Source organism: Pseudonocardia sp. GCM10023141 (genome assembly GCF_042653605.1).
In genome coordinates this window covers 91466-102506 of record NZ_JBHSIR010000059.1, presented here as the reverse complement: position 1 = coordinate 102506, position 11041 = coordinate 91466, and the positions used below count along the sequence as shown (strand labels likewise).

Sequence of the window (11041 nt, the reverse complement as noted above, 5' to 3'; positions counted from 1 at the left end):
TCGTCTCAGCGGTGCAGCTGCGCACCGACGTCGGGCTCAGGCGGTGTGTGGCGGCGGCTGTTCCGTCGCTCCTGAATGTGATCGGGAGCAGGTGCGCCCGGCGGGCGTCAGCCGGTCGGCGGGGACGCCGGCGTGGCAGCGGGCGTCGAGCGTGTCGATCAGCGCGATGGCGTCCTTCAGGTCGGAGAACACCGCGTGCAGCTGCTCGTTCTGCGTGGCCAGCGTCGTCCCATGCGGGTCTCGGCGTGGTCGGCGGCCGTGGCGACGTCCGGTCCCCGGGCGCCGCCGGCAACGGCCCGCGAGAGCTCCTCGATGGTCTGGGTGGTCTTGAGGCAGTCCTGGGTGTCGAGGGCGAGCCGGTCGGTGGGGGAGAGCGACGGAGCCGCTGGTGGTGGCCTGGGTGCCGGTGGCGTGAGGTCGGCCGGTCGGGCGAGGATCAGGACCGCGGCCGTCACGGCCGCGGCCACGAGCGTGGAGCCGATCAGGCGGTCGTCCACCGGACGGGCAGCGACCCCGACCTCGCGTGACGGTCGGCCCCGCTGCTCACGCCCGTGGATCGGCCGTGTCGGCGGTGCTGTTACCCGCGGCCGAGGTCTTCCGTCCTCGCCATACGAGGAAGCCGGCTGCGGCGAGGAAGACGGCGAGGCTGGTCCAGTCGTTGAGGCGCAGCCCGAGGACGTGGTTGGCGTGGTCGACGCGCAGTGCCTCGATCCAGGCGCGTCCGACGGTGTAGGCGGCGACGTAGAGGGCGAAGAGTCGGCCGTTGTCGAGTACCCAGCGTTTCGCGGCCCAGATCAGGAGGATCGCGACGCCGATGTCCCAGAGCGACTCGTAGAGGAACGTCGGGTGGTAGGTGGCGATGAGCGGGGTGTCGGGTGGGCGGTGCGCCGGGTCGATCTCCAGCGCCCAGGGCAGGGTGCTGGGCCCTCCGTAGAGCTCTTGGTTGAACCAGTTTCCCCAGCGCCCGATCGCCTGGGCGAGCACGAGGCCGGGCGCCATGGTGTCGGCGAAGTCGGCCAGGGCGATGCCGCGGCGGCGGCAGCCGATCCAGGCGCCGACGGCGCCGAGCGCGACCGCACCCCAGATGCCCAGCCCGCCGTCCCAGATGTAGAGGGCGCGGATGGGTTGCTGGCCGGGGGCGAAGTAGAACTCGGGGTCGGTGATGACGTGGTAGAGCCGGCCCCCGACGATGCCGAAGGGTACGGCCCACATGGCGATGTCGATGATGTCGTCGCGGCGGCCTCCCCGGGCCTCCCAGCGGCGCTGGGTGAGCCAGATCGCGACGACGATGCCGGCGATGATGCACAGCGCGTAGGCGCGGATCGGGACGGGCCCGATATACCAGACGCCTTCGGGCGGGCTGGGCAGAGAGGCCAGCGTCATCGATTCCTCCAATAGTCCGTACATATGCATGGTGGCAGACCGGGGTCCGTCCTAGGCTGCTGGCATGCCCGATCCCCTCGATCGTCCGTCGGAGCGGGTTCGGGTGCCGCCACCGTTGATCCCGCACCGGATCGCCTCCGGGCGTGGTTCGACCGAGCAGCCCAACGCCTGCGGCGACGGCGTGGCTGCGCTGACGCCGCGGTTCTGGGCGGCGGTTGTCCTCACCGGCGTCGGTGCGGGACTGTCCGGGGTGGCGATGATGGCGCTGCTGATCACCGTCGAGCATGTCGGGTTCGGCTACGACAGCGGCAGTTTCCAGTCCGGTGTGGAGCAGGCCTCCGGGCTCCGGCGCGCGGTCGCTCTTGCGGTCGCGGGGCTGGTCGGGGGTCTGGGCTGGTTCCTGCTGCGGCGTTTCACGCGGGGGCAGCGGGCGGAGGCCGACGAGGCCGCGTGGTTCGGGTCGGCGCTGTCGTGGCCACGGAGCCTCGGTACGTCGGTGCTGTCGGAGATCGTGATCGGGCTCGGGGCGTCTTTGGGGAGGGAGGCGGCGCCGAAGCTGATGGGTGCGGTGTCGGGGAGCCTGCTGGCCCGCTGGACCGGGATGGACGGCGGGCAGCGCCGGCTGCTGGTGGCGTGCGGCGCCGGTGCGGGTCTGGCCGCGGTGTACGACGTGCCGCTGGCCGGGGCGCTGTTCACCGCGGAGATCATGATCGGAGTCGTCACCCTGCCCGTGGCGCTACCGGCGCTGGTGTGCTCGGGGATCGCGACCGTGACGGCGTGGGTGTACCTGCCGGCGCAGGCCACCTACCTCGGCGTTCCGGACTACCCGGCGACGGCATCGGCGCTGGTGTGGGCTGTGGTGGCCGGGCCGGTGATCGGGCTGGTGGCGGTGGGGTTCATCCGGCTGGTCGCCGTCGTGTCGCACCGCCGGGCCCGCGGGAAGCTTGTGCTCGGCGCACCGCTGGTGGCGTTCGGGGTGCTGGCGGGGATCGGGCAGTTCTTTCCGCAGCTGTTCGGCAACGGGAAGGGAATCGCGCTGGACGCGTTCCTGGGGAACACCGGCGTGCTGCTCCTGCTGGCGTTGTTCGTGCTCAAGCCGCTGGTCACGGCCCTGTGCCTGGGCAGTGGCGCGTCCGGTGGGCTGCTCACCCCGACGCTCGCGACCGGTGCGGCGCTGGGCGGTTTCCTCGGGGTGGCGTGGTCGGCCCTGTGGCCGGGCACCCCGGTCGGTGTCTATGCGCTGGTTGGAGCAGCCGCGATGCTCGGGGCCGGCATGCAGGCGCCGCTGACCGCGCTCGTCCTGGTCCTGGAGCTCACCCACACCGGCTTCGTGCTGATGGTGCCGCTCGCGGTCGCGACGGCGCTGGCCACCGCCGTCGCGCGGCGGGTGGACGGCTATTCGATCTACTCCGGACGGCTCGCGGCTCTCCCGCCGTCGATGGCGGTCGAGGCTCCGGACCGCTCGTCCCTCTGCGGTGGTTCAGAGGGTGCCGGTGACGGCCTGGAGCCCGAGACTGGCGGCGGCGACAAGCACCCACAGGCCCGCACCGAGTAGTAGCGGACGGATCCCCGCACGCCGGAGATCGCCGAGCCGCAGGGACAGCCCGATCCCGGCGAGAGCGGTGGTGATGAGGAACGTGCCGGTGACGGTGAGCGCGGAATGCCACGAGGAGGGGACGACACCGGCCGAGTTCAGTGCCGCCGCGGCAACGAACCCGACCAGGAACACGGGGACGAGCTTCCTCCAGGGAAGCGCTCGCAGGCTGAACCCCTGCGAGCCTTGACCCCCGCTGGGCTCCCGGCGGGCTGCCCACAGCGTCAGCGCCGTGACGATCGGGATGATCATGAGGCTGCGGGTGAGCTTGACGACCACGGCGTAGGAGCCGGCGTCGCCGCCGTAGGCGTAGGCGGCGGCCACCACCGAGGAGGTGTCGTTGATCGCGGTGCCGGCCCACAGGCCGAAGGCGTGCGGGGTGAGGTGGAGCAGGTGCCCGATCTGGGGGAAGGCGAGCACCGCGACGATGTTGAAGGTGAAGATCGTGCCGATGGCGTAGGCGACCTGGGAGTCCTTGGCCCTGATGACGGCCTGCGTCGCGGCTATCGCGGAGGCGCCGCAGATGCCGGTGCCGACGCCGATGAGCAGTTGCGTGTCGCCGCGCACGCCGAGCAGCCTGCCGAGCCCGCATGCCCCGAGCAGCGCAACGGCGAGGGTGCCGAGCATGACCGGCAGCGACGATCGTCCGACCTGCGCCACCTGCTGCAGGGACAGCGTCGCGCCGAGCAGCACGATGGAGCCCTGCAGGACGGGGCGGGCGGCGAACGCGAGACCGGGGCGCAGCCTGTCGCCGGGTCGCAGCACTGTGGCGACCAGCACGCCGAGCACGATCCCGAACACCGGACCGCCGACGACCGGCACCTCGATGCCGGCGAAGGTGGCGACGACCGCGACGGCGACGGCGAGCACGAACCCGGGCAGGCCATTGCCGGCCCGGCGCACCCGGGTGGTCAGCGGCGTTCCCGCCGAGCGGGGTGTCGGTGCGGCCGAGTGGCTGTCGGCACCGCCCGGTGTGGCCTTCGAGGTCCCGGTCGTGTCGATTCCCGCCGGGTGAGGCCGGGGTGGCATGCGGCTCTCCTCGTACTCGGAACTGGCGGCGTCGATGCGGGACGGATCAGCGTCGTTGCGGGACGGATCAGCGCAAGAAGTGGGAGTGCTGCTGTCGGGTCGGGTCCGGTGGTGTCAGGCCGAGCTCCCGGGCGTGGGAGAACTCGTCAGCGATGAGGACGACGTCGAAGCCGGCGCGGTCGAGCAGGCTGGCCCCGATGGAGGCGCGGTAGGCGCTCTGGCAGTGCACCCACAGCTGCCGGTCGGGGATCTCGGCGAGCCGGTCGGCGAGCTCTGGCAGCGGGATGTGCAGGGCCCCGTGGATGTGCGCGACCGCGTACTCGTCGTCACGGCGGACGTCGACGATCACCGGCTCCTCGCCGCGATCTCCGCGTCCGGCCTGCAGGTCCTCGAAGGTCGCAGTCGGGTAAGCGCGGGTGGGCTGGCCGTCGGCGAGGACCTCGATGGTGCCGGTGGCCTGGCCTTCGGGGCGATCGATACCGATGCGGACGAGCTGGCGCTGGGCCTCAGCGACCTGATCCGGGCTCTCGCCGACGAGGGTGAGGGGACTGCCCCATGGGATGACCCAGCCGAGCCAGGTGGCGAACTGCGGGCCCAGGCCGATACCGACGCTGCCGGCGAGGTGTTCGGCGGCGTAGGCGGTGCGGTCGCGCAGGTCGACGACCCACTCGCCGGCGGCGATGCGCTTGGCCAGCTCGCGGGGATCCAGGATCGGCAGCGGGGAGAGGTCGACCCCGGCAGGGCCGGCGAGGTTGGCCGGGGCCATGTGGGCGTAGTAGGCGGGGTAGGCGGTGAGGCCGGCGACGAGCCGGGCGACGAAGGCGTCCTCATCGGGTTCGAGGAGGGCGTCGTTGCGGGCCCGTTCGTCGGCGATGGTGCCGCTCGGGCCGCCGACGGTAGGTCCGGCCGAGCAGAAGCTGCCGAAGCCGTGGGTCGGGTAAACCGCCGTATCGCCCGGCAGGCTTCCCACGAGATGGCGGGCCGAGCGGTACTGGGCGCGCGTGAGCTCGTCGGTGCGGGCGGGATCAACCAGGTCCGTGCGCCCTACGCTGCCGTAGAGCAGGGACCCGCCGGTGAACACGGCCGGCGCCGTGGTCGCGCCGGGGGTGTTGTCGCTGATCACGTAGGCGAGGTGGGTGACGGTGTGGCCCGGGGTGGCGATCACACGCACGGTCATCGACCCGACGTCGAGCTCGTCACCGGCGCGCACGGCGACCCGGTCGAAGGCGACGGGATCCTCGGCGTTGACGACATAGCGGGCGCCGGTGCGCGCGGCGAGCTGGTAGCCGCCGGTGATGTAGTCGTTGTGGATGTGGGTCTCGACCACCATCGCCGGCGTGAGCCCCCGCTCGGTAAGCAGGGACTCGATGCGGTCGATGTCGCGCTGCGGGTCGACCACCACCGCGACGGTCCCGTCGTGCGCGAGGTAGCTCCGGTCTCCGAGCTCCTCGGTGGCGATAACGTCGATGTTCAGCATGCGGACCCTCCATTCGAATGTCCGGACATCTGAACCTCGACGGTAGGTCCTCGGCGCCGTCCGGTCAACCGGATCGGGGCTCCCGCGGCGAATCTCAGTGGTCAAATCAGGCCGCCGGGCCGCTCGGATTCCTCGTGATCTCACCCACTGGTCGCTGCGGTGATGTATCCGTCGCCTTCAATCAGAAGGTGACGGGCATGGCGTGGCACAAGATCGTCATCCCGGGTGGGGCGGCGCAGGCATCACTGTCGCCACTCGACTCACGTGGCAGCGGCTGGTCGACTCGCAGTCATCGACCCCGCGCCGACCACTATGACGGGCCTGCTGGGGGCGGGGGACGGCCATGTACCGGTCGAGGCGAGCGTGAAGCCTCGGGCGACGGTGAGGCCGAAGGGTGTGACCTGGATGCAGCAGGCCGCCGTGGGCATCGATCGGGACATCGCCCGAAGTCTCGCTCGACGACGGCGCCTACGTCAGCAGCAAGTACCTGGTCATGTGTTCGAGGATCCAGCTGGACCCGGAGAAGATCATCGGCCTCGTGCAAGGCCGGCGCCTCGACGGTGTCGAGCTGGTCAGAACGGCACCGAGGCCGTGTGTGCCGCCCGTACGGCCTCGGACATGCGGTCCAGGAGGCGCCGAGGAGGCCCTTCGGTGGTGTCGACGCGCCTGTCTGCCTTCTCGTCGACCGGAACCAGCTCGTCGTCCGCGCGGGACACGGCCGAGGAGTCGAAGGTGCTCATCGGTGAGAGGTGCTTCCTGTCGGCGACGGTGCGGGTGTGGGCAGTCCAGGACCACGAGGTCAGCGGGACTGCAGGTCCACCCGACAGTGACGGTCGTCGACCGACAGCTGATCCATCGCGAGCAGGCACACGCAGAACGTGTGTCGCCTCGGGGGGATCGCTGTCGTCATCCTGTCATTCGACCACCTCCGGTGCGTGACGTGCAATGAGCTGACGTGCGTTGCCTCTTCCGTCCTTGCTGCCGCCCTGAAATGACCGTACATTCGAACGGTAGGTCCAATATGTGGCGGGAGGTGTGAATTGACGGATGGGATGGACCTGGGTCCGCATGTCTTGGCGCGCGGAGGGGGTTCTCATCGCGGGGAGGGGGCGTGCCCCTCGGCTGCTCGAGCCGCTGGAGATCGCGCAGCGGATCGGGTCGATCTACAGCCTCTTCGAGTCCGTCCAGGCCCGTGGGCCGGAGCGGCGCAGCGTGGTCTGTGCACCGGACGTCCGCCGTGACGGGGTGGTGGCGACTCGGCTGGGTGTCGAATGGCGCCACACCCTGGTCCGTGGCGACCGGTTCGCCATCACTGCCGACATCGCCGCCCATGACGGGTACCGCCTCCAACAAGCCGACGGCAGCCCCGTCCACCTCGGCAGTACCTGATCGCACGACCACCCGCCGTCCCTGTCCTGGAAAGGATGTTCCGATGACCAACGCCGACCCGATCGTGCCGATCGACCCGAGCACGGCGAGCGACCTGGTCGGGCGCGGCGCGGTGGTGCTCGACGTCCGCGAGCCGAAGGAGTGGCGGTTCGGGCACATCCGCAACCTGGCCAGCGGCATGAAGGCCGGTGCCGTGCGCGGCCTGCCGATCCGCACCGACGACGGCACCGCGGGCACGGTCGGCTGATGCTGGCTCTGGCTGCAGCACTCGGGCTCGTGATGGGCCTGGTCATCGGTGCACTTGGCGGCGGTGGCGGCGTTCTGACCGTCCCGCTGCTGGTCTACGTCCTGGGGCTCACCGCGCAGAGCGCCACGACCAGCAGCATCATCATCGTCGGCATCACCGCCCTGTTCGGCACCCTAGCTCGACTCCGCGGCAACCTGATCGACTGGCGCACCGGCCTGACCTTCGGGATCCTCGGAATCCCCGCCGCCTATCTCGGCACCCTGCTCAACCACGCCGCCGACCAGCGGGTCCTGCTGCTCGTCTTCGCCGCGATCACCATCCTCGCTGCGACCGCCATGTTGATCAACAACAGGTCCCGTCCGGACGCCCGGACCGAAGGCGAGATCCCCGATGCACCGTCCGGTGGGAAGGCCACGACCGTCTCCGTCGATCGGCGTCAGTACTTCGCAACGGCGACCAAGGTTGTTCTCAGCGGCCTGGCCATAGGGTTCATGACCGGGTTCCTTGGCGTCGGTGGCGGCTTCCTCGTCGTCCCGGCGCTGGTGATCATCCTGCGGATGCCGATGACCTACGCCATCGGCACCTCGCTTCTGATCATCACGCTGAACTCGGTGTCCTCCATGGCCTCGAGGTTGGGTTCCCCGCTGCATCTGGACTGGCGGATCGTCGTCCCGTTCACTGTGCTCGCCATCGTCGGGAGCCTGCTCGGCAAACGCATCGCGGACCGGTTCTCCGGCGACGCTCTGACCAATGCGTTCGCCGTGATGCTGATCCTGGTCGGCGGCTACGTCGCCGCCAACACCCTCGGTGCGATCTGACCCGGTATGAGCCCACGAGCTCGCTCGCCTGGCGCGAACGCCGAGACCCGCCCGCCACGACGTCGCGATCCTCGGGGCCGAGGTGCACCCGCTGACCGTCTGCAGGGAGTGCCAGCGCGGTCATCGAGGGAGGAGGCGGTCAAAGGTTCGAACAATTGGCCGGCTTCTCGCATGGTGAGCAGCATGTCACCATGGAGTGGTGATCATGCCGAGTGAACGTCCCGGCCCGACGGCGTCCCCTTTGGCGGGGGCCACGGCGATGTCTCCGGGTGGAGTGCTGACGTTGGGCGGTGCGCGTCTGCCGCTGGCCGTGCCGGCTCGGCTCTACGTCTGTGGGATCACGCCCTACGACGTCACGCACCTGGGGCATGCGGCAACGTTCGTCTGGGTCGACGTTGCGGCGCGGGTGATGCGTATGGCAGGCACGGCGACGGTCGTCGCGCGCAACATCACCGACGTCGATGACGTTCTGACCAGGGCAGCGACGGTTCGGGGGCGTCACTACGACGAGTTCGGGTTGGAGCAGGAGTTCTACTTCGATCGCGACATGGACGCGCTGCGTGTTCGCTCACCCGACCACGTGCCACGAGCCCGGCATCACATCACGCACGTGGTGCGACTTGCGGCGGCCCTGCTGGAGGCCGGAGCAGCGTACGAGCGTGACGGTCATGTGTTCTTCCATGGCGCGACGGTGCCGAAGTTGGCAGGACTCACTGAACCGGTAGCTCTGGAACTGTCCCGCGAGTACGGCGATCGCCCTGACGATCAGCTCCGCGACAGCCCTCTTGACGTCCCGGTATGGCATCCCTCGAGTGACGGCGACCCGGCATGGCCGAGTCCGTGGGGGCCAGGGCGCCCGGGATGGCATGCGGAATGCGCGGCGATGGCGCTCGCGTCATTGGGTGGGCTTGTCGATGTTCTGGCCGGTGGTGCCGATCTGGCGTTCCCCCATCACGCGTACCAGGTAGCGATGGCCTGTGCGGCCACCGGCACGACCCCCTTCGCGCGACGCCGGATGCCGGTCGGCACCGTGGGTCTTCGCGGAGCGAAGATGGCCAAGTCGACCGGGAACCTCGTCCTGGTCGGGGATCTGTTGCGCCAACACTCGGGTCCGGCAATCCGGCTGATGCTGCTGGATCGCCGTTGGGAACAGGGCTGGGACTACCAGCCCGAGGCGCTCGACGCGGCCGCGAGCGTCCTTGAGGAGCTCTACGCCGCCGCCGGGATACGCACCGGGTCGCAGGCCGGAGTTGCTGCGGTGCGCGCAGCCCTGCTCGATGATCTCGACGTCTCGACCGCCGTCCGGACCGCAGTCGATGCCGGCGGCGAGGCGGCCCGCCTGGTCATCCGTACGCTCGCTCTCCAGTAGTCGTGGCACCACTCGAACCCGTGCTGCCCGCAGGATCCGGGCCCTTGTCAGGTCGTTCTGTTGGGTTCTGCCGGGATGCCGAATCCGCCTATGCCCGCGGGCCTCGACCAGCCGGTCAAACGCCGTCGCAGGCCGCCACAGTTGAGCCCAACGTGGCTGGCGTCGCTGTTGATCTGTGCCAAGGCGAGTACCCGGGACCGTCAGATCGATGTCGGCGTGGCGAGGTCGGCTGGTGGATCACCGGCGGGAACGATCAGTACTGGTCGATCCTGGTGGCGCAGTAGTCCGCGGGATACCGAGCCGCTGAGCAGGCGCTCGATCGCTGCCCTGGCTCCGTCGCCACGGCTGCCGACGATGACCATCAGGGCGTCGTGTTCCTCGGCGAGGTCCCTGATCAGCTCGACAGGGTCGCCGTGCCCGGCGTGATAGGTCCAGCTCACGTCCCGGGCCTGGGCCATGATCGATACGACCTGTGCGTGTTGGCTGTCCAGGACGCGGCGGGCTTGCTCGTCCCAGTCCACGGCGTCGGGATCGATGGGGTAGTCATCGAGGTTGATGCCATGCGCGATGTGCAGGTGGGCGTGCAGCCGGGCGGCGAGGTCGACCGCGACGGTGAGCGCGTCGTCGCTGTCGGAATGGCGCGAATGGCCCAGCACCAGGACCGTCTTGGTCCGCTCGACGCGGGGTCCCGCAATCCGGATGCGGTTGCCTGCGTGCGGAGCCGGCTCGTCGGGCGGGGTGTTCGTGGACGGGGCGGTCATGGTGTTCTCCTCGAAGCGGGTGGGCGGGTGATGATCATGCGAGCAGCCCGCCCGCGAGTAGGCCGAGTGCTGCTGCGGTCACGCCGACGGCGACGCTGCCCAGCACATTTACGGTGGCGACGAGGCCGGCGCGTTGCTCCAGCAGCGCGAAGGTTTCGTAGCCGAAGGTGCTGTACGTGGTCAGGGCCCCGCAGAACCCGGTCCCGATCACCGCGACGGCCGCCGGCTCAGCGAAGACGGTGATAGCGGTGACCACCCCCAGGATGAACGAGCCGACCACGTTGACGGTGAGGGTGCCCCACGGGAACCGCGAACGGTGCCAGGCCTGAACGCTACGGTCGATCAGATAGCGCAACGGCGCCCCGACCGCAGCGCCGATCGCGACCCAGACGATCGTCATGACCTGCCTCCCTGGTCCGACCGCTCACGGGGTTGACGCAGACCTGATCTCTTCGGGACAGGCGAGCGGCGGGCGGCGAGGGTGGCGCCGGCCCGCGTCGCGGCGGCGCCGATCGTGACCGCGGCGATCGCGAGCAGCGGGGTCAGGACGAGGTAACCGAAGGCCAGCGCGGGTTGACCGTGGCCGAACAGGGTGAGCGTGTCGACGGTGTAGGTGGAGAAGGTGGTGTAGCCCCCGAGCACACCGACCCCGAGCAGCGGACGCACGAGCGGGTGCGGTCGGGTCAGCTCCAGCAGGGTCACCATCAACACCCCGATCAGCAGACAACCCGTGACGTTGATGATCAATATCGACCACGGCCACTGCTCGGGTGAATGCGGGAGTGCGACACCGAGGCCATAACGGGCTTCGGCACCGGCGACCCCGCCGGCGCCGATCGCGGCAAGCACCGCCACCCGGCGGGGCGAGGCAAACTCGCGGCGTTGCGCCGGTACGGACAGGTCGATGTCCGGATCGACCGGTGCCTCCGGCCCGGTTGCACGCTGGGGATGGTCATCGGTGGAGCTCACCGGAT

At 70.0% G+C, this 11041-nt stretch carries 14 protein-coding genes; 5 read left to right on the top strand and 9 right to left on the bottom strand.

Annotation, left to right across the window (positions count from 1 at the left end):
* Positions 1 to 36: 36 nt before the first annotated feature.
* Genes ACFPFQ_RS33820 through lgt form a run of 3 tightly spaced genes read right to left on the bottom strand, consistent with a single transcriptional unit; the run spans position 37 to position 1383 of the window.
* The gene (locus tag ACFPFQ_RS33820) at positions 37 to 192 is read right to left on the bottom strand and encodes a hypothetical protein (RefSeq protein ID WP_379626240.1); all 156 of its coding nucleotides are present in this window, start codon (positions 190 to 192) and stop codon (positions 37 to 39) included.
* The gene (locus tag ACFPFQ_RS33815; protein ID WP_379626238.1) at positions 177 to 497 is read right to left on the bottom strand and encodes a hypothetical protein; all 321 of its coding nucleotides are present in this window, start codon (positions 495 to 497) and stop codon (positions 177 to 179) included. The genes ACFPFQ_RS33820 and ACFPFQ_RS33815 overlap by 16 nt, the downstream gene beginning before the upstream one ends.
* Positions 498 to 543: 46 nt before the next feature.
* Positions 544 to 1383, bottom strand: coding sequence for a prolipoprotein diacylglyceryl transferase (gene lgt / locus ACFPFQ_RS33810; protein ID WP_379626236.1), 840 nt, complete (start codon positions 1381 to 1383; stop codon positions 544 to 546).
* Positions 1384 to 1447: 64 nt separating this feature from the next.
* On the opposite strand from lgt, the gene ACFPFQ_RS33805 reads away from it, so the two are divergent.
* Positions 1448 to 2938 carry a chloride channel protein gene (locus ACFPFQ_RS33805; RefSeq protein WP_379626234.1) on the top strand — a complete coding sequence of 497 codons (1491 nt, stop codon included), beginning with the start codon at positions 1448 to 1450 and terminating at the stop codon, positions 2936 to 2938.
* Here ACFPFQ_RS33805 and ACFPFQ_RS33800 read toward each other — a convergent pair.
* From ACFPFQ_RS33800 to ACFPFQ_RS33790, 3 genes are all read right to left on the bottom strand, one after another.
* Positions 2864 to 4006, bottom strand: a complete 1143-nt coding sequence (locus tag ACFPFQ_RS33800) for a YeiH family protein (protein WP_379626232.1) — start codon at positions 4004 to 4006, stop codon at positions 2864 to 2866. The two genes, ACFPFQ_RS33805 and ACFPFQ_RS33800, sit on opposite strands and share 75 nt — an antisense overlap.
* Positions 4007 to 4073: 67 nt before the next feature.
* The gene (locus tag ACFPFQ_RS33795; protein ID WP_379626230.1) at positions 4074 to 5483 is read right to left on the bottom strand and encodes an MBL fold metallo-hydrolase; all 1410 of its coding nucleotides are present in this window, start codon (positions 5481 to 5483) and stop codon (positions 4074 to 4076) included.
* Positions 5484 to 6055: 572 nt separating this feature from the next.
* Positions 6056 to 6223: a hypothetical protein gene (locus tag ACFPFQ_RS33790; RefSeq protein WP_379626228.1), complete on the bottom strand. Its 168-nt coding sequence runs from the start codon at positions 6221 to 6223 to the stop codon at positions 6056 to 6058.
* A 328-nt stretch (positions 6224 to 6551) separates the two neighbouring features.
* Between ACFPFQ_RS33790 and ACFPFQ_RS33785 the strand changes: the two genes are divergently transcribed.
* The 4 genes from ACFPFQ_RS33785 (at position 6552) to ACFPFQ_RS33770 (ending at position 9306) form a co-directional block, all read left to right on the top strand.
* Entirely contained in the window at positions 6552 to 6872 is a 321-nt protein-coding gene (locus ACFPFQ_RS33785) for a hypothetical protein (RefSeq protein ID WP_379626226.1), read from the top strand.
* A 43-nt stretch (positions 6873 to 6915) separates the two neighbouring features.
* Entirely contained in the window at positions 6916 to 7119 is a 204-nt protein-coding gene (locus tag ACFPFQ_RS33780; protein ID WP_379626224.1) for a hypothetical protein, read from the top strand.
* Complete coding sequence (locus tag ACFPFQ_RS33775; RefSeq protein WP_379626222.1) at positions 7119 to 7937, top strand: sulfite exporter TauE/SafE family protein; 819 nt, start codon at positions 7119 to 7121, stop codon at positions 7935 to 7937. The genes ACFPFQ_RS33780 and ACFPFQ_RS33775 overlap by 1 nt, the downstream gene beginning before the upstream one ends.
* A 274-nt stretch (positions 7938 to 8211) precedes the next feature.
* Positions 8212 to 9306, top strand: coding sequence for a cysteine--tRNA ligase (locus tag ACFPFQ_RS33770; RefSeq protein ID WP_379626220.1), 1095 nt, complete (start codon positions 8212 to 8214; stop codon positions 9304 to 9306).
* Between the two features lie 200 nt (positions 9307 to 9506).
* Here the strand turns inward: ACFPFQ_RS33770 and ACFPFQ_RS33765 are convergent, their stop codons facing one another.
* The 3 genes from ACFPFQ_RS33765 to ACFPFQ_RS33755 are packed head-to-tail and all read right to left on the bottom strand — an operon-like array spanning position 9507 to position 11036.
* Positions 9507 to 10067, bottom strand: coding sequence for a universal stress protein (locus tag ACFPFQ_RS33765; protein ID WP_379626218.1), 561 nt, complete (start codon positions 10065 to 10067; stop codon positions 9507 to 9509).
* A 34-nt stretch (positions 10068 to 10101) separates the two neighbouring features.
* The gene (gene crcB, locus ACFPFQ_RS33760; RefSeq protein WP_379626216.1) at positions 10102 to 10467 is read right to left on the bottom strand and encodes a fluoride efflux transporter CrcB; all 366 of its coding nucleotides are present in this window, start codon (positions 10465 to 10467) and stop codon (positions 10102 to 10104) included.
* Positions 10464 to 11036 (bottom strand): fluoride efflux transporter FluC, encoded by a 573-nt coding sequence (locus ACFPFQ_RS33755; protein WP_379626214.1) that lies wholly within the window; start codon positions 11034 to 11036, stop codon positions 10464 to 10466. The genes crcB and ACFPFQ_RS33755 overlap by 4 nt, the downstream gene beginning before the upstream one ends.
* Between the last annotated feature and the right edge of the window lie 5 nt (positions 11037 to 11041).

Bases quoted from the DNA above. Each gene is read 5' to 3' on its own strand.
- lgt (WP_379626236.1), bottom strand. From the start codon at position 1,383: ATGACGCTGGCCTCTCTGCCCAGCCCGCCCGAAGGCGTCTGGTATATC.
- ACFPFQ_RS33805 (WP_379626234.1), top strand. From the start codon at position 1,448: ATGCCCGATCCCCTCGATCGTCCGTCGGAGCGGGTTCGGGTGCCGCCA.
- ACFPFQ_RS33800 (WP_379626232.1), bottom strand. From the start codon at position 4,006: ATGCCACCCCGGCCTCACCCGGCGGGAATCGACACGACCGGGACCTCG.
- ACFPFQ_RS33795 (WP_379626230.1), bottom strand. From the start codon at position 5,483: ATGCTGAACATCGACGTTATCGCCACCGAGGAGCTCGGAGACCGGAGC.
- ACFPFQ_RS33790 (WP_379626228.1), bottom strand. From the start codon at position 6,223: ATGAGCACCTTCGACTCCTCGGCCGTGTCCCGCGCGGACGACGAGCTG.
- ACFPFQ_RS33785 (WP_379626226.1), top strand. From the start codon at position 6,552: ATGTCTTGGCGCGCGGAGGGGGTTCTCATCGCGGGGAGGGGGCGTGCC.
- ACFPFQ_RS33780 (WP_379626224.1), top strand. From the start codon at position 6,916: ATGACCAACGCCGACCCGATCGTGCCGATCGACCCGAGCACGGCGAGC.
- ACFPFQ_RS33775 (WP_379626222.1), top strand. From the start codon at position 7,119: ATGCTGGCTCTGGCTGCAGCACTCGGGCTCGTGATGGGCCTGGTCATC.
- ACFPFQ_RS33765 (WP_379626218.1), bottom strand. From the start codon at position 10,067: ATGACCGCCCCGTCCACGAACACCCCGCCCGACGAGCCGGCTCCGCAC.
- crcB (WP_379626216.1), bottom strand. From the start codon at position 10,467: ATGACGATCGTCTGGGTCGCGATCGGCGCTGCGGTCGGGGCGCCGTTG.